Raw genomic sequence first — 22357 nt, forward strand, 5'->3', positions numbered from 1 at the left:
TCGGGTTCGGCCTGCTGGTCAGCTGTCGAGGAGGGCGATGCGGATGGCTCGTTCGACGTGCGCGGCGGTGTTGGCGTAGCCTGCGGCGTTGGGGTGGACCAGCGTGACACGCTTGTTGATGGGAGCGCAGTTCAGCAGCGTGCCGGCGAGCTTGGCGGGCCAGTAGTCCGCGGCGGTGCCGCAGATTCCCTCGACCCACTTGGTGTCTGCGGGCTGGCAGGCGTCGTGGCCCACGCTGGAGGAGTAGACGTCGACGTAGCGGTCGCCGAAGAACGACGTCACGCGCTGGATCGTGCTGTTCAGCGGCTGGAGGACGTCGTCACGGAGCCAGTCGATGTCGGCGTGCTTGATCAAGCTCAGCTCGGTGAGGGCGAGGCGGTTGCAGGCGCTGCTCTCCTGCGGCAGGACGGCCGGATAGCCGACGGTGATCACCTTGGCGTTGGGCGCGGCCTCGTGCACCTTGGCCAGCATGGCGATGTACTCGTCCTGGACCCTGGCGAGTTTGTCCTGGATGCTCTCCTCTCCCTCGGGCGGGTTGGTGTAGTGCTCGCGGCAGGACTTGCCGGGGGTCGCGCCCAGTTCGAGGCACTTGAGCAGCATGCCGCCGAAGGGGAGGCTGTTGCCGCCGACGCCGATGGTGACGACGTCGGTCTGGTCGTTGAGGTGCGCTCGCTGGATCTGCGGGTCGACTGCGGTCCAGCCGCCCGCGGGGGGCTGGACCGGACTGATCGGCGTCTGCCTGGAGGTGGTGATGTCGTCGATGGTGGCGTTGCCGCAGCTGACGTTGGTCAGGTGGACGGGCTTGCCCGGCGGGAACTCGTCGAGCTCCCGCTCGACCACGCCGGGGTAGGCGTCGCTGGTGCGGTCGCAGCCGTCCCGCGACGCGCTGCCGAGCGGGGGCTGCGGGTTCCCGACGAACCCGCCGGCGGTGTACGAGTCACCCAGCGCGGCCCACCGATAATGATCGGCCGCACCGGCGGAGCCCGAGGGCGCAAGTGCGGATACCGCCAGCGTGAGCCCCACGGCCAGTGCTCTTGCGCGCAGGCGGGACACGGGGTGTCGCGCAGCTCCCCCCGGACGGGCCGGCAGGGCCGTCGAGGCGAGGGCTGCCAGCCTGCCCATGAACGTCGAACGCATCCAGGATCTCCATTCACTCAACGTAGTCACGCGACTACGGCATGAAGGTAGTTGAGGGCAGGTGATCGTCGGACGGGTGCACCGGGGTAAACCACCCGAGCGCATTGTGCTGAGGCTCTGGGCCGCGGTGAGCGCGCGGGGAGCCGCCCCCCGGCGGTGAAGAGACGTGCTGCGGACAGCTGACGGCGTCGGACCGCGCCAGGAGGACATGGTCGCCGAAGGGCAACGTCATTCGGCTGCCAGGGGGCCTGCCTCCCGCACGGTTTTGCGCCGTGGCAGTCGGTCTACGGCTACTTCGCCCACCGGCGGAGAGACGGGGACTTCACCCGGCTCGACGGACTGCCGCGGAAGCTGGTGCGGCACAAGGAGCGTCCCGGTGCTGAACGCCTCCCGGTCGCGGGCCTGTCACTAGAGGCTCGCGGAACAGGAGCCGCGCGCTCCTGATCGGGGCGGGGCCAGGCGCCAGGGCCGGGCTCGTCATGACCGGAGCCCTATCGCGGGGATTGCCCGGCCACGCCTGGTCGCGCCGCGATACCGGCCGGGCTCTCGGCGATCGCCTCCGCCAAGGGCTTGCGTACCAGGTCCGGCACCTCGCAGTCGGCCGCCGCATAGCCGATGGGAAAGAGGATGTAGGGCCGTTCATTGCCGGGGCGCCCGCAGATCTCGGTGAGGAAGCCCATCGGGTTGGGCGTGTGCGTCAGCGTGCTCAGTCCCATCGCGTGGAGGGCCGCGATGAAGAGGCCGCAGGCGATGCCCACGCTCTCGTTCACGTAGTAGTTCTTGCGCAGCGAACCGTCCGGCATCGCGGTGCTCTTCTCGGCGAAGCAGACGACGATCCACGGCACGACGTCGAGGTAGCTCTTGTCGGATGTCGTCTCCAGCCGCGCGAGCGCGGCACGCCACTCGGGCGGGATGCGGCCGCCCTCGTAGTTGGTCCGCTCCTCCTCCTCGGCGGCGACGCGGATGCGGTGCTTGGTCCCGGCGTCGCCGATCACCGCGAACTTCCACGGCTGGAGGTGGGCCCCGGAGGGGGCGGTGTTCGCCGCGGCGACGGCGAGGTCGACGCAGGTGCGCGGGACCGGTGCGTCGCTGAAGAACCGCACGCTGCGCCGCCGTTCGAGGAACGACACGAAGTCCTGGCCCCGCCGGACCATCTCGTCCTCGTCGTAGCGGTGGGGCCGGTAGGGGACGAAGGGGTGGTTGTGCTGCCTCACGACTGCTCCTCGTGGACGGGGCCCACAGCGTGCGCCCTGCGCGGTCGAATGGGCAACAGGTCCCCCGTTCCCTTGTTAATCTGACAGGAAATGAGGCAGCCGGGTGCCTCTGAGGGCGCAGATCGGCGGGTGCGGTGGCACGGCGGGGACTGGACGCGCTCGACGGCCGGATGCTGCGGCTGCTCCGGGACCGCCCACGTGAGGGTTTGCTGGAGATCGCCCGCCAACTGGGCGTCGCACGGGGCACGTTGCAGGCACGACTCGACCGGCTGGCGGGCGCGGGCGTGGTGACCGGCTTCGGGCCGGACGTGGACGTCGCCGCGCTCGGCCATGTGGTCGAGGCGTTCACCACGTTCGAGGTGGACCAGCCGGCCCGCGAGGCGATCACCGCCCATCTGCGGGGCGTCCCGCAGATCCTGGAGGCCCGCGTCGTGACGGGGCCCGGTGACATCTGGTGCCGCATCGCCGGCACGAGCAACCAGCATGTGCAGCAGGTGATCGACCGTGTTCTCGAGGTGCCGGGCGTGCGCCGCAGTACGACGGTGATCGCGCTCAGTGCCGTCATCCCCTACCGGGTGCAGCCACTGGTCGACGAGGTGGCCGGCCTCGCGGGGGAACCGGACTCCCGCCGCGGATGACCGGCCGGCCGGGTCGTTCCCTTTCCCCGGCCGGGCCAAGGGCGTACGGTTCGCCGGCCGGCGCCCCTTCCGGAGGACCCGGCCGGCGTGCCGGTGAGCGCGACGCCCGTGGAGTCGACGCGGCGGCCCCGCCGGGGTCGCCGTCGGGCGTCGTGGCGCGGCTATTTCAGTCCGTCGTTCAGCGCGGTCATCAGCTGACCGTTCGGCGTGTCACCCGACATCTCCCAGACGAAGCCGCCCAGGAGTCCCTTGGACTTGATCCAGGCCGTCTTCTTCCCGATCGACCAGGCGTCGTCGAACGTCCACCACTGGCCGCCCGGCCCGGTGTAGCCGTACGTCGAGACGGACTGCTCGTCGTGGCGGACGGTCATGGCGGGGAAGCTGGTGATCAGATTGGAGTAGCCGCGCACCCCTGCCTCGGTGTCGAACTGGCCGGGTGCCGCGCCGCCCGCGTCCTGCCACTCGCCCGCGGCCCCGCCGTCGGTCACGGACTGCCAGCCGCGCCCGTAGAACGGGAAGCCCACCGTCAGCTTGCGTGGGTTGACGCCGGCGTCGAGGTAGGCCTTGACCGCGTTCTCGACGCTGAAGTGGAAGGGGTAGGGATCCTGTGCGTCGGCGTAGAGGTTGGAGCCGTGGCCGGTGCGCTTGGGTTCCCAGGAGTTGTCGCTGCCCGCGCCGTGGAAGTCGTATCCCTGGACATTGGCGTAGTCGAGCGAGTCGAAGATGCGGCTCAGGTCCCAGCCGGCGGAGATCTTCGCCGGGTCGGCGGGGGTGAAGGCGGTCAGCAGCCGGTGAGCGCCGCCGAGCGCGTCGAGCTGCTTGCGGAACTCCGCGAGCAGTGCGGTGAGGTTGGCCTTGTCCTGGGTGCCGTAGTGGTTGCCCGGATGGCCTTCGGAGCCGGGCCACTCCCAGTCGATGTCGATGCCGTCGAAGATCCCGGCGGCCGTGCCCGGGCCGCCCGCGCCGTTGTAGACGGGCAGATCACCCTTGATCCACACGTCGACGCAGGACTTGACGAACTTCTCCCGGGAGGACTGCGTGGCCGCGGCGTCCGAGAAGAACTTCGAGTACGTCCACCCGCCGAGCGACACCACTGCCTTCAGCTTCGGGTACTTGGCCTTGAGCTTCCTCAACTGGTTGAGGTTGCCGCGGAGTTTGCCCCAGCCGTCGTCGGCGACTCCGTCCACCGACTGCTCGGCCGACATGGGCCGCGCGTAGTCGGCGTCCGCGTCGCCGGCGCCGGTTCCCTCGTCCGGGTCCTGGGGGTTCTGGGAGACGCCCTTCGTCACCCCGGCCTGGCAGGTGAGGTTGGCCGGGTCGAGGTTCTCGAAGGCGTAGTTGACGACGTCGAGCTTGGCCGCGGCACCCGAGGTGTCCAGGTTCTTCACGAAGTACTGGCGGCCGTAGATGCCCCACTGCGCGAAGTAGCCCACCTTGAGCTGCTTGCCCTGTCCGGCGACGTCGTCCGTGGTGACGGACACGGTGTTCGACGCGGGTGAGGCGTTGTCGGCGGTGTCGCGGGCCTTGACGGTGAAGGCGTAGGCGGTGGCGGGAGAGAGCCCGTCGACGGTGGCCGTCGTGGTGTCGGCGCCGACAGTCCTGGCGAGGGTGCCGCCGCGGTACACGTCGTAGGCGGCCACGCCCACGTTGTCGGTGGCCTTGTCCCAGGACAGGGCCACGCTGGAGGAGGTCTTGCCGGTGGTGCGGAGGTTGCCGGGCGCCGTCGGGGGTGACGGGTCGGTCGCCGGGTCCACGGTCCTGACCGCCAGCGGAGCGCTCGCCGGTCCCGTGTTCCCGCGCGTGTCCTTGGCGCGCACGGTGAACGTGTAGCCCGTCGCCGGTGTCAGTCCGGTGACGGTGGCGGAGGTACCGGTCGTGGTGGCCACGGTGTCCGAGCCGTTCAGCACCTCGTACGAGGCCACGGTGTGGTCGCCGCCCTGGGCGGGGGCCCAGCTCAGCGCGACCGAGTGCGCCGTGACCGTCGTGGCCTTCGGCGTCCCGGGAGCGGTCGGCGGGACGTCGGGGGTGCCGTCGCACTTGTCGCCGTTGACCGTGCAGCCCGTAGGGGTGCCGATCGGCCCGTTGGCGATGAACCAGTAGCTGTACGGCTCGGTGCTGCCGCCGGCCGGCACACCGTCGTTGTAGAAGGCGTTCTTCACCGTGACGTGCCGGCCGGAGACGGTCGCGTCACCGTTGTAGTGGCCGGTCACGGTGACCCCGGCCGGCAGGTCGAACTCCAGGGTCCAGCCGTTGACGGCGGCCGGGCCGCTGTTGCGAACGATGTACGTGCCCTTCCACCAGGATCCGTTGTCCTGGGCGGTGAACGTCGCGGTGAGGGTCCCGGCGGCGTGGGCGGGCGCGGCGAGCGTGGTGAGCAGCGCGAGCGGCAGCAGCAGGGCGGTGCCGAGCGCGGTGATCCACCGCCGGAACGCCGCCTCGCGGCGCCGGGCGCCGGGGCCGCGGGGGAGCGATCCGAGCGGGCGTCCGCGGGACGGTGCGCGTGGTGGTCTGCGCAAGTGGAACATGGCTCTCCCTGTCATCGTGGGGTGGTGCAGGGGCGAGGTGAACCGTGTGTGCGCGGTGCCTGACTGAGGGCTCACAACGTAGAAGGTCTGGACCAATGCGTCAACGGCTGCGGGGGCGCTGACGCGTCCAAGGTGTGAGATGCCGGTGGGCCGCTGAACCCGGCGGCCTCCGTCGTCACTTCCGCGTCCCGAGTCGGGGGCGTGCCACCCGCCGCCCTTCGTGAGATCACCACGCAATCAGAGACGAGACCGCTCGGCGGCGCGGCGACGTCTGGGGACGGCGGTCCACCTGTTCGGTCTCGACGGCACCGACCCGACGTTCAGGGAGATGTGCGGCCGGTCGGCCATGTCGGGCATGCGCAACCAGGCATCCCGTAGGGGCCGGCGCGCGCTCAGCCGTCGGCGTCACACCATCGGGATGAGGACCCCGGGAAGGTCACCGGCCGCCACGGCGTCCTGAGCGGCGGCCAGGCCGCAGTACTCCCCCACGGCCGTGAACACGGCCGCGGGAAGCCGGGGCCCGTGCTCCTCGTGGTACGCCGCCACGGCGGCCTCCCCGACGTCCCCGATGGCCGGGAACACCGCTCCCGCCGCCCGGAGGGCCGCGTCCAGCGCGGGACCCTCCCCGGTGTCCTCGCCGAAGTCGGCCTGCCGGATCCGTCCGCCGCCGGGCGCGTGGACGATCCGCGCCGGCGGGCCCCACCGGTTCCACGCCACGCAGACGATCTCCTCGCCCGGACCGGGCCGCATCGACCCCACCTCGCGGAACCCGGTGGACCAGGTGGCCGCCCCCCAGTCCTCGGGCACGTACACCCAGCCCCCGCAGGTGCCCTGCACGGCGCGGTTCACGTGCGGTGACCGGTCCCCTCGGTCCCGCGCCGGCACGGTGACGTCACGGCAGGGGGTCCGGACGGCCAGTGCGTCGAGGCCGGCGCCCAGCCCGATGAGGAACTCGTCCGCCTCCACCCCACGGGCGCAGGTCAGCGAAATCCCGCCGAGCATCTCCGGCGAAGGGGCGGATCCGTGCGTGTTGCTGTGTGCGCCCATCCAGGTGATCCCGCCAGACATACGGGACACCCTGATGACCGGCATCGGGGAGCCGGCTCGCCCGGGCGCCCGCCGAGGCCCGCACCGGACGCGGACTGCCCCCGGCCGGTCCGGTGCCCCGGCCGGGGCACCGGACCGGAGCGTGCTACGCCTTGCCGAAGGCGATCAGGGTGCCTTCGGCGCCGGGCACGAAGAGCCGGCCCCTGGCCGTGGCGATGCCGGGGACGACGAAGCCACGCCAGTCGTCCTCGGGCGGGATGAACGCCCCTGGCACCGGTGCGGGATAGCGCCGGTAGGACCAGACGACCGCGCCCGTCTGCTGGTCGAGCACGACGAGGCGGCCGTCGGCGTCGTCGACGTACACGTAGCCGTTGGCCACGAGGCGTACGGTGGCGACGTCCACCGAACTGCGGTAGGTCCAGGCGGCCTTGTAGGTGCTCGTGCTCAGCGCCCTGACCTCGCCGCGGTGGGCCACGTACACCCGGCCCGGTCCGAAGGCCGGGGTCGCGTCCGCCGGCAGCTTGCGCAGGGCCTTGCCGGTCTTCTCGTCGTAGGCGGTGACCGTCTCGTCGTCGCTGTCGCTGCTGCGGGTCCAGGCGGCTCCCGCGCCCAGGACGACCGGATTTCCGTAGGCGCCCGACACGTCGGGCACGACGAACCGACGCAGTTCTGCGCCGGTCTTGAGGTCCAGCTGGTGCCAGCCGATGCCGTCGAAGCCGACCCACACGCCGGAGGAGTCAGCGACGGTCGGGGCCCAGGCGTGCTGGGAGAGGGGGGCCGTCCAGACCCGGGCACCGGTGTCCGCGCGCAGCGCCAGGGCCGTGCCGTTGCCGTCCTGCAGGTAGAGAAGCCCGTCGTACCAGACGGGCGGGAACTGCATGGACGCCGAGTCGAGCGTCACCGACCACTTCTGCCGGCCCGTTGCCGGGTCCCAGGCGGAGATCGTCCCGCGCGAGGTCTCCGTGTAGAGGAGTCCGCCCCCGTACGACACCCCGGCCTGGGTCTCGTTCTGCTCCAGCAGGACGGCCGGCCAGAGGTCCTTTCCGCTCGCGGCCTGGAGGCCGACGAGCATCATGCGCGGGCCGCCCTCGGTGCCGTCGTCGGCGTTGACGACGGCGTACACCTTGTCGCCGACCGCCACCGGCGCCGAGACGACCGTCCCGAAATCCCGTGACCACAGTTTCGTGTACGGCGGAGCCGCCGTGGCTCCGGCGACCGTGCTGTCCGCTCGGCTGTCGGCGCGGTAGCCGAGCGTCGCGTCCGTCGACTCGGCGGCGGTGGCGGTGCGACCCGGCACCGGAGCCGCCGCCCGCACCGGACCGGTGACGGCCAGCAGCGCGGCGGCGGAGACGACGGCGACACCAAGTCTGGTGCGTGAGCGTCTGGTTGTCGGTTTCATGAAGGTCCCCCTCGCTCGGAGGCCGCGCGGACCGGCGGCCACGGCCCCGGCTACCCCCGCCGGAACCGCGCACGCGTTCCGGATGCCGCGGGACGCCGGGTGCGCGGGACGCCCGTCACCGTCGAGGACCCGGTCCGGTCACCGGCGCCGCCGCCGTGGGCACGCGGCGGGGCCGCGCAGCCGGGGCCCCCGGACTGTTCAGGCGGCGGGAGGCAGCACGTGGTCGCCGACCTTGTCCGTACTCAGGCACAGCGAGCAGACCGCGGCGTCGTGAGTGACGCAGGCGGTCAGGTCGGGGCGCTCGTAGGACCGGTGGCACACATGGCAGTCGAGGGTGACCCCGCTGGGGTTGCCGTCGGCGTCCAGCAGCGGTTCCGTGAGGCCGTCGTCGGTCCTGCGCAGGTAGTACCTGCCCCGGGTGACGACGGCCGTCAGCGGAGTGAGGACGAAGGCGATGACCGCCGCGGCCACCGGTGAGTACGGCTGGAGGGCGTCACCGAGGAGGTGGAAGTACATGGCGATGGACAGGCCGGAAGCCACGACGAAGGCCACCACGCCCACCGGGTTCACGGCGTAGAGCATGCCGCGACGGAACTCGGGCCGCAGCGGCGACACCCCCAGCAGGTACTTGTTGACGCCGATGTCGGTGGCCACGGTGACCACCCAGGCGATCGCGCAGTTCGAGTAGAAGCCCAGGACGCCGTTGAGGAAGCTGAACATGTCGGCTTCCATCAGGATGAGCGCGAAGGCCAGGTTGAGCAGCACGAAGACCATGCGGCCGGGGTAGTGCCCGGTGAGGCGGGTGAAGGAGTTCGTCCACGCGAGCGAACCGGAGTACGCGTTGGTCACGTTGATCTTGATCTGGCTGATGACCACCAGGACAACGGCCAGCGGAACGACCGTCCACGACGGCATCATCGCGTCGAAGGCGCCGCGGAACTGCTGGATCGGCTCGGTCGCGGCGGCCGGCCCGACCTCGGACAGGATGTAGACGGCGAGGAACACGCCGATGGCCTGCTTCAGGGCGCCGAGCACCACCCAGCCGGGGCCGGCCATGATCACGGCGGTCCACCAGCCGCGCCGGTTGGCCTCGGTCCTGGGCGGCATGAAGCGCAGGTAGTCGATCTGCTCGCCGATCTGCGCGATGAGGGAGAGGCAGACACCCGCGCCGAGGAGGACGGAGGCGGTGTTGACGCCGCCGTCGCCGTCCGTGCCGGTGTAGGCGAGGAACCGGTCGACGGTTCCCCGGTCGGTGGCGATCAGGTAGACCAGCGGGCCGACCATCAGCAGCAGCCAGACCGGGGTGGTCCACACCTGGAGCTTGCTGAGCGCCTTCATGCCGTAGATCACCAGGGGGATGACCATGAGCGTGGAGACGGCGTATCCCAGCCAGAGCGGAAGTCCGAGTCCCAGTCTGAGCCCCTGGGCCATGATCGAGCCTTCGAGGGCGAAGAAGATGAAGGTGAAGCTGGCGAAGATGACGCTGGTGAGGACCGATCCGTAGTAGCCGAAGCCGGAACCGCGGGTGATGAGGTCGAGGTCGATGTTGTAGCGGGCGCCGTAGTAGGCGAGCGGGAATCCCGTGACGAAGATGACGGCCGCGGCGACCGCGATGGCCACGAGCGCGTTGCCGGTGCCGTGGGTCAGGCCGATGCCGGCGCCGATGGAGAAGTCCGCCATGTACGCGATGCCGCCGAGCGCCGTGGTGGCCACGACCATGGGGGTCCAGCGGCGGTAACTGCGGGGTGCGAAGCGGAGGGTGTAGTCCTCCAGTGTCTCCTCGACCGCCTGGTCGGCGGCGGTCGTCGCCGTGTCCGTCGCTGTCGTCCGTGACCCGGTCGTACTCATGTCACGCCTCCCGGTGGGGCTGGGTGCGGGTGCCGCGGTGCGGTGGACCGTCCCGCCCGGCGCCGTCGGCGGGACCGGGAGGAGCCGGCCGACGGGACGTCAGGTGTCCCCCACGCCCTGCGTACGGCTCCGCGTCCACGGCCGGTCACGCTAGGGAGCGGTTGTTTCCGCCGGCTCCCCCCGACGTGAACGCGGCGTTTCCGCGGGTTCCTGGAGCCGCCGCCCGGCCGTCCGACGATGTGCACCGCTCGGCGCGGGCGGCCTCCCGCTCGGGTACGGACGTCCGCCGGCCCGGGCCCGGGCCGGCGGACGTCCGCTGATCACACCGCCGCGCTGCGCCCGGTGATCGGGCAGGTCCCCGCTGCCGCAGCCCCGAGAGCGGCGGTTCTGGCGGCGGGCGCGGTGCCGCCGATCTGCTGGAGGATCTCGTCCGACAGCAGGTCTTCCCGGCCCTTGAGGGCGTCGGCGACCTTCAGGTCGGTGTTGAAGACCATCTCCGCGGCGACGTTGTCCTGGACGATGCGCGCCAGGTTGTCCAGGGCCACCGCGATCGGGTCCGAGGGCGTCTCCACGGTGGGCAGGTCGATCAGGTGGGTCGCCACCTTCGCCTGGTTCATCGTGCGGCGGATGATGATGGACGCCTGGTTCAGCTCGGACGTGGTCCAGATGGACAGCACCGTGACGTACAGGTCGCTCCACGCCTTCTCACCGATGAGCGCTCGCCACCGCTTCATGAGGCCCTCGATGCCGGTGATCTGCGCGGTGGCGGCGAAGGTCATGTTCACGCGGATGGACGGGTAGACGGTCGCGGCGAACCGGTTGAACGACACCATGTCGAACGATCCGGCCTTGACGATGGTGTCGATGAACTTGACGGCCTCCGTGAGGATCTTGTTGCAGGAGGTGTACAGGTCGGCCGGGAGGTTCGCGGTGGGCAGCTTGGTGAGTGCCGAGGCGAGCGCGGTCCGGTAGCCGTTCAGCGAGGTGATCCAGCCCTTGTCGCCAGGTGTCTTGAAGGCGACCATGTCCAGGTCGTGCGGATCGATCCGCGCCGCGTTGGGGATGTTCGGCACCTGGTCGCTGAGGTAGGCGGCGATCACCGAGTAGATGCCCAGCGGGACGTGGGCGATGGATTTGGCCAGTTCGAAGTATTCCGGAACCGGGTCGACCGTCTCGACCGGTGCGCCGTTGTTGATCAGGGTGAAGCGCCCGCCGACGGCGTTGTTCTGCACGACGATGACCGGGCTGAGGTGCTTGGTCAGTTCGGCCTTCAGTGACGCGTAGTTGGTGCGCATCCCCGCGTTGACAGTGCGTATCGCGTCGCGCGCCGCCTTCTCGTCGGTCGCGGCCGGCGCGGCCGGTGCCGATGGTGCGGCCGACGCGCTGGTGGCCGCTTGCGTCTGGGTGAGGAGTGTGGCTGCCCCTGCTGCCGAGACGGTACCCAGAAATCCTCTACGAGTTGCCATGCCCCGTCTTTCCATGGTGAGTGATCGGTATCTACCGCGTGGGGGGAAAGAGGTGGGGGGAGATCAGGGTGGGGGGAAGTCAGGGTGGGGTGGGGAGCGTGGGGGGAAGGTGGGCGGGCGGCGGCGCGGGTGCGGGAGTTCGCGCCGGTGCCCGTGTCGGTGCCGGTGGCCGATGCCCGGTGCGCGTGCGGGGAGGTCCCGCCGCCACGCACCGGCCGCCGGCGGCCCATCCGGCCGTTCGCCGGCCCGGACGGTCGCGCGGTCCACACGGTCCGCCGCGCCGCCTGCCGGACGCCGGTCGTGTCAGGTGAGGGACTTCTGTGTCGGCACCACGACTCCGTAGAGGTCCTGGACCGTGGCGAGGGCGGCTTCGTGCACCTGCCGGGCGGGAACACCGTTCGGGTCGCCCTTGAGCGGCAGCGGACGGGTGGCCGAGGCGTCGGCGACCACGGTCGGCTGGTAGCCGTTGAGGAAGGCTCCCTGCGTGGTGAACAGGACGCACATGTTGGTCATGAAGCCGGCGACGATCACCTTCTTGTGTCCGGCCTTCTTGACCTTGTCGGCGAGATCGGTGCCGTGGAATCCGTTCGGCACGCTCTTGACGACGACCGGCTCGCCCTTAACGGGCTTGAGTGCCGGGATGATCTGGCCCGCCTTCGACTTGAGGTCGTACCCCTTGTCGACGATGTGGATGACCGGGGTGCCCGCCTTCCGGGCCCGGGCGAGCAGGGCCTCGGCGTTGTCGACGGCGGGCCGCCATCCGTCGAGTTCCATCACTCCGTCGGTGTAGGTGTTCTGGTAGTCGACGAGGATGAGCGTCGCGTCGGACAGCTCGGCCGGGGTCTCGTCGAAGCCGTTGAGTTGCCGCAGCGTCTTGGTGTCCTTGGCCACGTTCGTCCGGGTGGCGGCTGCCGAGGGCTCACTCTTGGGCGTCGCGGCCTCGGAACTTCCGCCGCAGCCGGCGACGGTGACGGCGAGGACGGCGGCGGTGCACAGGGCGAGCGCTGAACGCGGTGCATTCATCAGCCGAGGTCCTCCTCGGACGCCACCACGACCCCGTACAGGTCGGCGATGGTGGCGAGGGCGCCGAGATGCACCTGGCGGGCGTCGAGTTCGGTGCCCGCGACCGGCAGCGAGCGCGTGGCACTGGCGTCGGCCACGACGGTGGCCCGATTGCCGCGGAGGAAGGCGCCTTGCGCGGTGAAGGCCACGCACATGTGGGTCATGAAGCCGGCGATGACCACATCGGTCCTGCCGGCCTCGTCGACCAGCCGGCCCAGCTCGGTTCCGTAGAAGGCGTCCGGGGCCTGCTTGACCACGACGGACTCGCCGTCGGCCCGCGCGACGCTCGGGTGGATCCGGCCCGTCTCGGCGTTGATGTCGTACGGCGTGCCCGCGCCGCCGTCGTGGACGACATGGATGACCTTGGCGCCCTCCTGACGAGCGCGCTCCAGCAGCCGTGCGGCGGCGTCGAGGGCGTCCCGCCACCCGTCCAGCTCCATGACGCCGGTCGTGTAGGTGTTCTGATAGTCGATCAGGATGAGGGTCGAATCGGCCAGTTTCGCGGGCGCGTCGGGTAAGTCATTGAGCTGACGCAGCGTCGTTCTGGGCATGAAGTACCACCTGGGTTAGGGGATTCAGGGGGCTCACCACTGGGGTGACCTGCACCTACGACGCTATGGCCCGAAACAGGTGTCGGCAATGTCATCCAGCATGCAGAAAAAGACATCCGGCAGGGGCCCTGGGCGAGTCGGCGGACCGGTGGGCCTGGCTGCGGAACACGCGCCATCGGGGGCCTGCGCGGAGGATGCCGCACCCTCACTCTTGCCCGGCGGCGGGTCGCGCACCGAGACTTGGCGCACTCTTTACGCGCTGTACGCGACCGCGTCGGGCGACGAGCGCGGGGGTGATGTCCCCAGGAAGACGCCCCACGCACTGTGCGGTCAGCGCAGTGTGTGGGGCGTCACCGGTGGGCGGCGTCCCGGCGGACGGTTCGGGCTCCCGGACCGTTCCGCCGGTCCGGCCACTCGGCCAGAGCCGGCGCTCCTTGACGATGTCCTCCAATGAGCCGGAGGGCGCCTGGCCGTCGGGGGTGAGCACTTGTCGACGGCCTGGGGAAGCGTCACGGCGATCTGTTCAGCTGCCTGCTGCGGGGAGACGCCCGTCTGCTCGGCAACCTGTCGCGGGGCCTGGTCCGGCAGGGCCTCGGCGATTCCGTGCCGGTCCGGAAGGCGGCCGAGAGGAGTCGCGCACCTGCGGCGTGCCGTTCACCTCCCCGCGTAACGGCTTCCACGCCGCCTGCGGGGTCCACTTCCTCGATCACACCGTGGACGGCGGCCACCTCGAACTGCCCGCGGACGCTCCGGCCGCCTGGACCGCGCACGCCGACCTCGCCGGGGCCGCGACCGTCCTGGCCGGCGAAGGGCGCTTCGACAGTGCCACGCCATTGCTCACCGGGGGCAGGCGCTCGTATTCGAGGACGTCGCCGGTCTCGCCGCCGACGCCACGGGCCGCGCCGTACGCCGGACCGCCGTCCCCGACGACCGGTTCCGTGACCGGCTGGTGCGCGAGGGAGTTCCCGCCGAGCGGGCCGAGCAGTTGCTCGGTATCCTCGCCGCCGCCCGCGCGGGCGAGTTCACCACCGTCGCCGCTGCCCTGGCCACACTCCCCTGCCGCGAGCCGGTCGGCGTGGGCGCGGTGCTGCACGGCCGTCTGCCCAGGACTGATCGGACGGCCGCGTCCCGCGCGGCGGCGGGGACCGCGGCCCGGGACGGCGGGCCATGGCGGTAGCGGGGCGGGTGCGGGGCAGCCGGGGAACAGCGGGCGCCTGTCGGGCGGCCCCGGAGGGGTCAGGCCGCGTTCGTGAGCTTCTGGCGGACCACGATCGCGTTGAGCCGGACCGTGAACGGCGCGGTGTCGGTGAGGCCCAGGGCGCCCACCCGGGCCTTGTCGAGGCCGATGGTGACCTCCGTGCAGAAGGCGACGGCGTACAGGTGGTCGCCGGCCTCCTCGTCCTGGAGGGCGAAGAACAGGTCCCGGTAGAAGCGGGTGCGGTCCGGGCCTTCCTCGAAGTAGGAGAGCCCGGGTTCGCCCTCCTGCGCGGCGAGGCCGGTGAAGGCGTCCACCAGCTCGCGCTCGATGGTGTCCCAGAACCCGGCCTGAGCCGCCTCGGGCGGCAACGCCTGGCGGACCGCTTCCTTGAGGGAGAGCACCATCACGAGGACCGGCGCTTCCTCCTGGAGCCCCCAGTGGCGGACTACCTTCACGACGTCGGTGCCGGGAAGCCCCGACGCGGCGTCATGGATGTGCCCGAAGTCGTAGTCGACGGTGGCGGGCGCGATGGCGTCCTGGAAGGCGCGGCAGAGGTTCTCCCCCTGCGCACGGTGGGCCGCCGCCACCTCGATGAGCGGCCTGAAACGGGCTGCCAATCCCTGCCTCCTTAAACAGTTTGTTGAATAGGTGGGGTCAGTATGCCTCAGCGGTCCTTCCGGCCGTCGGCGGAGCGGGTGCCCGGGGGCCGGGCTGCCGCCCGGAGCGGGTCGTGCCGGCTTCCCGCTGAGCGGGAGCGGGAGCGGGAGCGGGCCGGTGCGCGTGGGCCGCTCCGCCTGTCAGGCTCCGTGGCACCGCGGTTCCACGCCCATGCCCCCGCCACGGTCCTGGGTCGCAGGGAGGACGTGACGGATCATGAGGGGCGCGCAGACGGTCGCCGGGCTCACCGACCGGGCACCCGACAGCGCCCACGGGGTGGCGGTGGCCGCGCTGGGCGCGGTGGCGGCGGACGGCGTACTGGTCCCGGCGGACACCCGCTACCGGGGGGGGCCGCCGACATCCTGCGCCACTCCCGTGCTGTTTTCCGTTCCGGTACTCCCCCGAGGGCCAGCATGCCCCTCGGTGAAGCGACTTGCGGTCGGCGGACTGCCGGGTATCGCGTGGGGATGCTTGGCATGATCGACGACGTCCAGTGTGATGTCTGGCAGGAGCCTCCGATGGATGAGACCGAACCACTCGCCGCCGCGCGTGTATCCGCTTATGCGGCCGTGGGAGCACAGCTCTCGTTGCTCAGCGACCGAAGGCTGGGCGACGCGGTGGCTGCCGCGCCGGCAATGGGCTCGGGCATCGGTGGCAGACGGACCGAGATGGAGATCGCCGGCATACCAGTCTTCGTCAAGCGAATCCCGCTGACGGACATCGAGTTGCGGCCGGAGCATGTGCGCTCGACTGCCAACCTGTTCGCGCTCCCTCCCTACTACCAATACGGTGTGGGATCGGCAGGGTTCGGGGCATGGCGTGAACTGGCCGCCCACTTCATGACCACCGCGTGGGTCCTGAGAGGCGAGTTCGCCGGATTCCCGCTCATGTATCACTGGCGGATCCTGCCGGACCGGCCTCCTGCCGGCTTCGCTGATGAGTTCGGAGGCGTCGAAGGGGCCGTCGCGCATTGGGAGGGATCGTCTGCCGTACGCCAGCGGCTGGAAGCCATCGGGAAATCCACCCTCAGCCTGGTGCTCTTCCTTGAGCACGTGCCTCAGACCCTCGCGGCGTGGCTCAGCGCCAGCGGTGAGGCGGCCGGCCCGAAGCCAGTAAGCGACCGCTCCTATCTTTGGGTGGAAGACGCGCTGCTACGGGGTACCGAGTTCATGAGTTCCCGTGGACTCGTGCACTTCGACGCGCACTTCGCCAACCTGCTGACCGACGGTCAACAGGTGTATTTCGCGGACTTCGGGCTTGCTCTCAGCCGCCAATTCGAGCTCTCGCCTCAGGAAGCAGCCTTCCTTGCCGATCATCTCGTATATGACCGCTGCTACGCACCGTGGCATCTGCTGCGCCACCACCTGCCCGAGTTCGTACGCGGCGACACCGAACTCGGGACTTTTCTGCGCGAATGGATCGCTGGCCACCGCCCCGACGGCGTTCCTCCCGGGATCACGGCGATCATTGACCGCCACGCCCCGCACGCCGTGGTCATGGACGACTTCGCCCATCGACTAGTTACAGAGACCAAGCGCACACCATTCCCCACAGCCGAGGTCCGGCAGGCCCTGGCCAGGCTCCGCTACACCACCGGCCCCTCACCGGAGATTCCCGAATGACGCAGGTGCTCCTCTCGGCGGTGCAATGGGTTCAGGCCAGGGCTGCCCGATACCTTGCTTGCCGGCAGGCCCGTACTCGCTCACCGCTCCACCAGCCCACACGGCCCGGGCCCACCTCGGCGAACCGAGACACGCACAGCGGGGGGCGGCCCCGGAGAGCGATCTTTGCGTGTGGGAGCACCATCCTCGTCTCCGACAGGTCCCGCAGGTCCCGCAGGTCCCGCCATGGGATGTGCTGGTCGGTGTCGCGCGATCGAGATGGCCGGAATGCGTGTTGGATCCGCGACCAGTCGGCTCTAGGTTCGGCCCAACGCATGTCGAGCAACACGGGGGAAATCCATGAAGCTGACGAACCTGTCGAGACGCCTGAAAGTGCGGGCCTCCACTGCGTCGGTGGCCGTCGGAGCCGCTCTGACCGTTTCGATGCTGGTTGCGTCTCCTGCCGCAGCCATGTGGATCGATCCCAACCCGGGCCCCGCACCGGACAGTTGCGCGCCCGGTAACGTGTGCGTGTTTGCCGCTTTGATCCCAGTCGGCATGACACCCGAGCATCGGTACTACTACTACGGCTCGTACAACTTCGTGAACGAGTTCGACGATCACACCGTGTGGAACAACCAGACCGGCGGGGCCCGCGCGCTGCTGTGCCTTGGCTACAACGGCACCAACTGCACGGTCACCATTCCCGCCGGCCAGGCGTTCCACGGGTCGCTGACTCCGTACAACTCCATCAAGCTGGTCGCCTGACCGCGGCGTTCTGACGAGCAGATGCCGGGGGCGGTTTCGCGTGGCAAACGGCCGCCGGTGGGCTGAGGACCGCTCCAGCATCGCGCGAACATGGTGGAGCTGGTGACAGGCTACTGATCCCGCCAGAGCACCAGTATGTACACGGGCCGAGATCGAACAACGCGCAGACCGCGTGCCGCGCGCGGAAGCGCTGGACGACCTCATCGGCATCGACGTGGCAGCCGAGACCGCCACGGGTGGTCGCCCTCGGTGTCTTCCGGGCGTCGGCGCGTGCGTCCTTCAGCCAGATACGCACCCGGTAGACCCTTAGACCCGGTGCGCGGCATCCAGCGGGGCCGAGAGGTGGCCCGCCGCGGCCGGCCGCCCGGCCGCGTCGGATGGTGCACTGGGAGTCCCCGGCTCGACCGCTCCGCCCCCGAACACCTCCTGACATGCCGTCAACCGGTGTGCCAAGCTGTTGATCACACGGGAGGGGCGTGGCGGTGGGGTGGGAGCGTAGGGCGGGCGCGCGACGACGGCACAGTTCCATCGGTGCCGTACGGGCGGCGTTGACGGTGCTGGTAGTGGGCGGAGTGGCCCTGGGAGCACTGCTGCTGCACCCCGAAACGGGCCTGTTGGCCAAGGGCCGCGGGCCGCTCGGCGGCAACGCCGTCCTCGTGGTCGGCCTCGCCCTGCTGTCACTCCTTGGCGGCCTGGCGCTGCGCGAGAAGTACCGGGAGCAGGTCAGCGGCGCCCGGGAACTCGACCCGGTGCAACAGCGGATGGTTGACGGTGTGAGCCGCGTCCTGCTGGCCGCGTCGCTGGTGGTCCCGCTGCTCGTCCTGGTCCTGCACCAGTTCGGTTCGCCCGACAGCAGCCACAAGGCCGGCGACGGGAGCGGCCGAGCGCCGTTACCGCTTCCCAGCCCGCGGCAAGACCCCGTACCCGCCCCGCCGCCCCCACATCATGCCGGGCACGCCGGTCACAGCACGCACTTCGGGCTGACGCGCATCCTGCTCGTTCTGGCCATCGCCCTGCTCGTCGCGGTCGTCGTGATCGCCGGGCTGCACCTGTGGCGGTATCTGACCCGGCCGCCGGCGTCCGAGGCCCCGGTGACATACGGCGTGCTCGGTGACGAGCAGGAACGTTTGGCCCAGGCCGTGCACTCCGGGCGCCGTGCCCTGCTGGACGGAACCGGCGCCCGCGCAGCCGTCATCGCCTGCTACGCCGCCATGGAGGAGTCGCTCGCCGGCTCCGGCGTAGCCCGGCGTGCCTCCGACAGCCCGCAGGACCTGCTGGAGCGGGCCGTCGCCGGCGGCCTGCCCACGGCGGCGGCCGCCGCGGTGCTCACCGCCCTGTTCCGCGAGGCCCGTTACTCCACGCACCCGATGGACGGCAGCCACCGCGACCGGGCCGCGGCAGCGCTCGCCGAGATCGCCGAGATCGCCGACGGTCTGCGCTCGCGGACGTCGGGACCCGAAGCCGTGACGGGTGCCTTGTGAAAGTGCTTGCCCGGGTCCGGGCCGTCGTCAATTCCGTGCTCGCGAAACCTGGTTCGGTCCGCCACTCGCTGGCCGTAATGGGCGTCGTCGCGGTCGCCACCGAAGTGCTGCTCGCCCTCGCCGACGGTGCCGCCGCGGCCGCCACCGGCCTCGCCCTCATCACCGTGGTCGCGCTGGCCCTGAGCCGCTACGCCGCGGGCGGTGCCGCACGGGACAGCGGCTATCGCAGGCCGGTGCACCTGCTGGACAGCCGGGCCCCGGCGCTCGGCAGGTGGCAGCGCATCGTGACCGAGTCCCTCGCGGACGACGCCGAAGGGCACCTCGACACCGTCATGCGCCCGCAGTTGCAGCGACTCTTCGCCGCCCGGCTGGCCGAACGGCACGGCGTGGCGCTGTACCGGAGCCCGCAGCGGGCCCGGGCACTGGTCGGAGCCGATCTGTGGCCGTGGGTCGACCCCGGGGCGACCGCTCCGCAGCCCACTCTCCCCGAGCCCGTCCTGCGCGCGCTGCTCGACCGCCTGGAAGCCCTGTGACCGGTGGCGCTGCGGCCACCCACACAGCCCCACAGCCTCCGCAGCCCGCGCATCCCGATCCCGCCCCGTGAGGAACCGACCGTGACAAGTGCACAACCCCTCCCGGAACACGACACCCTGACTCCGCGAGAGGCGGGCGAAAGGGCTGCGTCCGTGCTCGAGGAGATCGGCACGGCCGTGGTCGGCAAGGCGGAACCGCTGGCGCTGGTGATGCTCGGCATCCTCGCCGGCGGCCACGTCCTCATCGAGGACGTGCCGGGACTCGGGAAGACGCTGCTGGCACGCTCGTTCGCCACCACTCTCGGCCTGGACTTCCGCCGCATCCAGTTCACTCCCGACCTGCTGCCCTCCGACGTCACCGGAGCTCCGTTCTACGACCAGCGGACCGCCGACATGGTCTTCCGGCCCGGACCGGTCTTCACCCACCTGCTGCTCGCCGACGAGATCAACCGCACGCCGCCCAAGACCCAGGCCGCGCTGCTGGAGGCGATGGCCGAGTCCCAGGTGTCCATCGACGGCAGTACCCGGTCGCTGCCGAAGCCCTTCGTGGTCGTCGCCACCGCCAACCCCATCGAGTACGAGGGCACGTACACGCTGCCCGAGGCCCAGCTCGACCGGTTCCTGCTGCGGGTCCGTATGGGCTATCTGGCGGCGTCCGAGGAGGCGCGCATGCTGCGCGCGCGTGTCGACCGGGCCGCGCCAGAGGCTGTGCTGCGCACGCTCAGCGGTCCGGGCGAGGTGCTGGCCATGCGGGCCGCCGTCGAACGCGTCGAGGTGGACGACGACCTGCTGGAGTACGTCGTCGCGCTGGTCCGCGCCACCCGGGACCACCCGCACATCCAGGTCGGCGCCTCGCCGCGCGGCGGCCTGGCCCTGGTGCAGCTCGCCCGCGCCCGTGCTGTCCTGGACCTGCGGGACTATGTGACCCCGGAGGACGTCAAGTCCGTGGCGGTGCCGGCCCTCGCGCACCGGGTCACCCTCAAGCCGGAGCTGTGGGTCCGGCAGATCGACGGCGACGACGTGCTGCGCGAGATCGTGCAATCCGTGCACGCCCCGCAGACCCTGCCGCGCACGCCGGTCGCGTCATGACGGAGCCCGTGCCGGCCCGCAGAGCGGCCGCCGCCGTTCAACGGGCCCTGGAGGGCCGCCACGACGAGACCGCCCAGCCCCCGCCGCCGCCTCCGCCCGGCTGGCGCGCTGGGGAACGCGCCCTGCGGCTGGGCACGTTGGCGGCCGTCGCGCTGTCCGCCGCGCTGGTCACCGGGCGCCCCTGGGTACTGGCTCTCGCCGTCGTGCCCCTGGTGCTGCTCGCCCTCGCCCTGCCGGACGGGCCACGCCCGGAGACGGTGGCGGCCGAGGCGCAGGTGGAGCCGCGGCGGTGCTTCGAGGGCGAGCAGGTGACGGTGCGGATCACAGTGTCCTACGACGGTGAGAGCGGCCGCCTGGACCCCGGCGTCACCCTCGGTCACGGGGTTCGGCTCGACCACCTCGCGGTGGGCCCGCACCGTGTCGATCTCGTCCTGACCGCGCAGCGCTGGGGCCGCTGGACGCTCGGCACGGTCGACGTCGACATCTACGACCTCGGCGGGCTGGCCCGGCGCACCGTCCGGGCCGAACTCGGTGAGATCGCCGTCTTCCCGGTGCCCGGACACGCCCGCCTCACCCCCGTCCCGGTCCGGCTGCCGCACCGGCTCGGTGAGCACACCGCCGAGCAGCGCGGCGAGGGCGTCGAGGTCACCGGCGTGCACCCGTATGTGCGCGGCGAACGGCAGCGGCGGATCCACTGGCCGGCGACCACCCGCCGCGGAACTCTGCAGGTCCACCAGTTCGCCGCGGAGCGCACCGCCGACACCGTGGTGCTGCTGGACGTCCTCGCCGACGTGGTCGATCCGGTCACCGGCGCGTCCTCGCTCGACGAGACCTTCCGGGCCGCTGCCGGGCTGGTCCGCGCCTACCTGCACACGCACGACCGGGTCGGCGTCGTGTCGGTCGGCGGCACGACGCGCTGGCTGCAACCGGGCAGCGGCCAGGGGTACTTCTACCGCATCGTCGAGAGTGTGCTGGAGGTCCGCAAGGACCGCACGTACCGTACGGAGGGACTACGCCCCCTCCCACCGCCCGCGTTGCCCGAAGGAGCGCTGGTGTACGTCATCACACCGCTGACCGACCAGCGGATTCTCGACGTCTTGCACCAGGTGCGCGGACGGGCCAACCCCATGGTCGTGATCGAGGTCCCCACGGGCGAACCGGTCCTGGAACCTGGCGACACCGAGGGCGAACTCGCGCTGCGGCTGTGGCGGGCCGACCGCGACGCCATGCGCTTCGCCTTGGTGGAACGCGGCGTCGCGGTCGTCGCCCACCAGCCCGGCGAGACCCTCGACCTCGCCCTCGCGCCGCTGCTGCGCACCCGCATCCACGGGGGGACCCGATGACCACCGCCCCCGCCCGGATCACCCGGCCAGGCCCGCGCCCGGCCGTCAGCCGAGCCGTCCAGCTCCGCACACGTCTGGCCTCCCGCATCACCGACCGGCTGCTCGGTACGGCCCTTGCCGTCGCCGCCTGCGATCCGCCGGCAGCCCTGCACGCATCGCTGCCGGTCAGGGTGCTGGTGGTCGGGGCGGCGGCGGCCGCGTGGTGGGCGGCTCCGATGGTCGACGCTCGTCCCGCCTCGACGTCCATGCGTGGGCGGACCCTGGCGGCCCGCCACAGGACGACCGTGCTGCCGGCCGCGGCGATCGCGATCGCCGCGGCCACCGGCCCGCCGGTCTGGCTGGTCATCTGCATCGCCGTCCTGCTGCTTGCCTACCTGCTCGTCACCGACGCGTGGACAGCCGGCGTCACCGCCCCGCCCGGGCGCCCGCGGGCGACACCCGCACTGGCAGCCGCCGCCGCGACCGCCGTGGTCCTGCTCGCCGCCCAGGCGCCGGTCGCGGGCACCTCATGGTCACGTCTGCCTGCCTCGCTGGCCCTCGCCGCGACCACGATCTGCCTGCTACTGGCGCTGCGTACCCGTCGAAGGCCGCCTGACTGAGCGTGGCACCGAATCTCACTGCCTGAGGACAGCTCTCGTTTTCAGAAGCCAACTGCCGACCCGGAAGGGCTTCACCACGCTGGGCGCTCTCGCAGGGAAGGTCCGCACCGAGGCGAATGCCTCGATCCGCAGGGGCATCTACGACCAACACATACGCGCACGTGGATCGGCTCGTGTGAGGCTGGTGCCGTCAGCCGCCGT

19 protein-coding genes are annotated in these 22357 nt (G+C 71.2%); 8 read left to right on the top strand and 11 right to left on the bottom strand.

The window, feature by feature from the left end; genetic code table 11:
* Window positions 1-18: 18 nt before the first annotated feature.
* Complete coding sequence (locus tag ACF073_RS36605) at window positions 19-1137, bottom strand: SGNH/GDSL hydrolase family protein (RefSeq protein ID WP_392075815.1); 1119 nt, start codon at window positions 1135-1137, stop codon at window positions 19-21.
* Window positions 1138-1628: 491 nt separating this feature from the next.
* Window positions 1629-2351 (bottom strand): nitroreductase family protein, encoded by a 723-nt coding sequence (locus ACF073_RS36610; RefSeq protein ID WP_392075816.1) that lies wholly within the window; start codon window positions 2349-2351, stop codon window positions 1629-1631.
* Window positions 2352-2485: 134 nt separating this feature from the next.
* Here ACF073_RS36610 and ACF073_RS36615 point away from each other — a divergent pair, with 134 nt between their 5' ends.
* Window positions 2486-2989: an Lrp/AsnC family transcriptional regulator gene (locus ACF073_RS36615; RefSeq protein ID WP_392075817.1), complete on the top strand. Its 504-nt coding sequence runs from the start codon at window positions 2486-2488 to the stop codon at window positions 2987-2989.
* 161 nt (window positions 2990-3150) lie between these two features.
* Here ACF073_RS36615 and ACF073_RS36620 read toward each other — a convergent pair whose 3' ends face one another.
* The 9 genes from ACF073_RS36620 to ACF073_RS36660 all read right to left on the bottom strand — a co-directional run bounded on the left by ACF073_RS36620 (window position 3151) and on the right by ACF073_RS36660 (window position 14702).
* Window positions 3151-5514, bottom strand: a complete 2364-nt coding sequence (locus ACF073_RS36620) for a glycosyl hydrolase family 18 protein (protein WP_392075818.1) — start codon at window positions 5512-5514, stop codon at window positions 3151-3153.
* A gap of 405 nt (window positions 5515-5919) precedes the next feature.
* Entirely contained in the window at window positions 5920-6582 is a 663-nt protein-coding gene (locus ACF073_RS36625) for a hypothetical protein (protein WP_392075819.1), read from the bottom strand.
* Between the two features lie 124 nt (window positions 6583-6706).
* Complete coding sequence (locus tag ACF073_RS36630; protein ID WP_392075820.1) at window positions 6707-7960, bottom strand: PQQ-binding-like beta-propeller repeat protein; 1254 nt, start codon at window positions 7958-7960, stop codon at window positions 6707-6709.
* Between the two features lie 198 nt (window positions 7961-8158).
* Window positions 8159-9808, bottom strand: coding sequence for a purine-cytosine permease family protein (locus ACF073_RS36635; protein ID WP_392075821.1), 1650 nt, complete (start codon window positions 9806-9808; stop codon window positions 8159-8161).
* A 320-nt stretch (window positions 9809-10128) separates the two neighbouring features.
* A complete protein-coding gene (locus ACF073_RS36640) occupies window positions 10129-11103 on the bottom strand; it encodes a hypothetical protein (protein WP_392075822.1) in 975 nt (324 codons plus the stop codon).
* 474 nt (window positions 11104-11577) lie between these two features.
* Window positions 11578-12297: a cysteine hydrolase family protein gene (locus tag ACF073_RS36645; protein ID WP_392075823.1), complete on the bottom strand. Its 720-nt coding sequence runs from the start codon at window positions 12295-12297 to the stop codon at window positions 11578-11580.
* Window positions 12297-12887: a cysteine hydrolase family protein gene (locus ACF073_RS36650; RefSeq protein WP_392075824.1), complete on the bottom strand. Its 591-nt coding sequence runs from the start codon at window positions 12885-12887 to the stop codon at window positions 12297-12299. The genes ACF073_RS36645 and ACF073_RS36650 overlap by 1 nt, the downstream gene beginning before the upstream one ends.
* 706 nt (window positions 12888-13593) lie before the next feature.
* The gene (locus ACF073_RS36655) at window positions 13594-13980 is read right to left on the bottom strand and encodes a hypothetical protein (protein WP_392075825.1); all 387 of its coding nucleotides are present in this window, start codon (window positions 13978-13980) and stop codon (window positions 13594-13596) included.
* A 143-nt stretch (window positions 13981-14123) separates the two neighbouring features.
* The gene (locus ACF073_RS36660) at window positions 14124-14702 is read right to left on the bottom strand and encodes a Type-2Aa cytolytic delta-endotoxin (RefSeq protein ID WP_392075826.1); all 579 of its coding nucleotides are present in this window, start codon (window positions 14700-14702) and stop codon (window positions 14124-14126) included.
* 558 nt (window positions 14703-15260) lie between these two features.
* Between ACF073_RS36660 and ACF073_RS36665 the strand changes: the two genes are divergently transcribed.
* The 7 genes from ACF073_RS36665 (at window position 15261) to ACF073_RS36695 (ending at window position 22156) form a co-directional block, all read left to right on the top strand.
* Window positions 15261-16364, top strand: coding sequence for a protein kinase family protein (locus tag ACF073_RS36665; RefSeq protein WP_392075853.1), 1104 nt, complete (start codon window positions 15261-15263; stop codon window positions 16362-16364).
* Window positions 16365-16901: 537 nt separating this feature from the next.
* A complete protein-coding gene (locus ACF073_RS36670) occupies window positions 16902-17111 on the top strand; it encodes a hypothetical protein (protein ID WP_392075827.1) in 210 nt (69 codons plus the stop codon).
* Between the two features lie 572 nt (window positions 17112-17683).
* Window positions 17684-18592, top strand: coding sequence for a DUF4129 domain-containing protein (locus tag ACF073_RS36675; protein ID WP_392075828.1), 909 nt, complete (start codon window positions 17684-17686; stop codon window positions 18590-18592).
* Between the two features lie 35 nt (window positions 18593-18627).
* Complete coding sequence (locus ACF073_RS36680; RefSeq protein WP_392075829.1) at window positions 18628-19125, top strand: hypothetical protein; 498 nt, start codon at window positions 18628-18630, stop codon at window positions 19123-19125.
* 81 nt (window positions 19126-19206) lie between these two features.
* Entirely contained in the window at window positions 19207-20214 is a 1008-nt protein-coding gene (locus ACF073_RS36685; protein WP_392075830.1) for an AAA family ATPase, read from the top strand.
* Window positions 20211-21557, top strand: coding sequence for a DUF58 domain-containing protein (locus ACF073_RS36690; protein ID WP_392075831.1), 1347 nt, complete (start codon window positions 20211-20213; stop codon window positions 21555-21557). The genes ACF073_RS36685 and ACF073_RS36690 overlap by 4 nt, the downstream gene beginning before the upstream one ends.
* A complete protein-coding gene (locus ACF073_RS36695) occupies window positions 21554-22156 on the top strand; it encodes a hypothetical protein (RefSeq protein WP_392075832.1) in 603 nt (200 codons plus the stop codon). The genes ACF073_RS36690 and ACF073_RS36695 overlap by 4 nt, the downstream gene beginning before the upstream one ends.
* Window positions 22157-22357 lie beyond the last annotated feature (201 nt).

Source organism: Streptomyces sp. NPDC015171, from assembly GCF_043079545.1.
Lineage (GTDB): Bacteria > Actinomycetota > Actinomycetes > Streptomycetales > Streptomycetaceae > Streptomyces.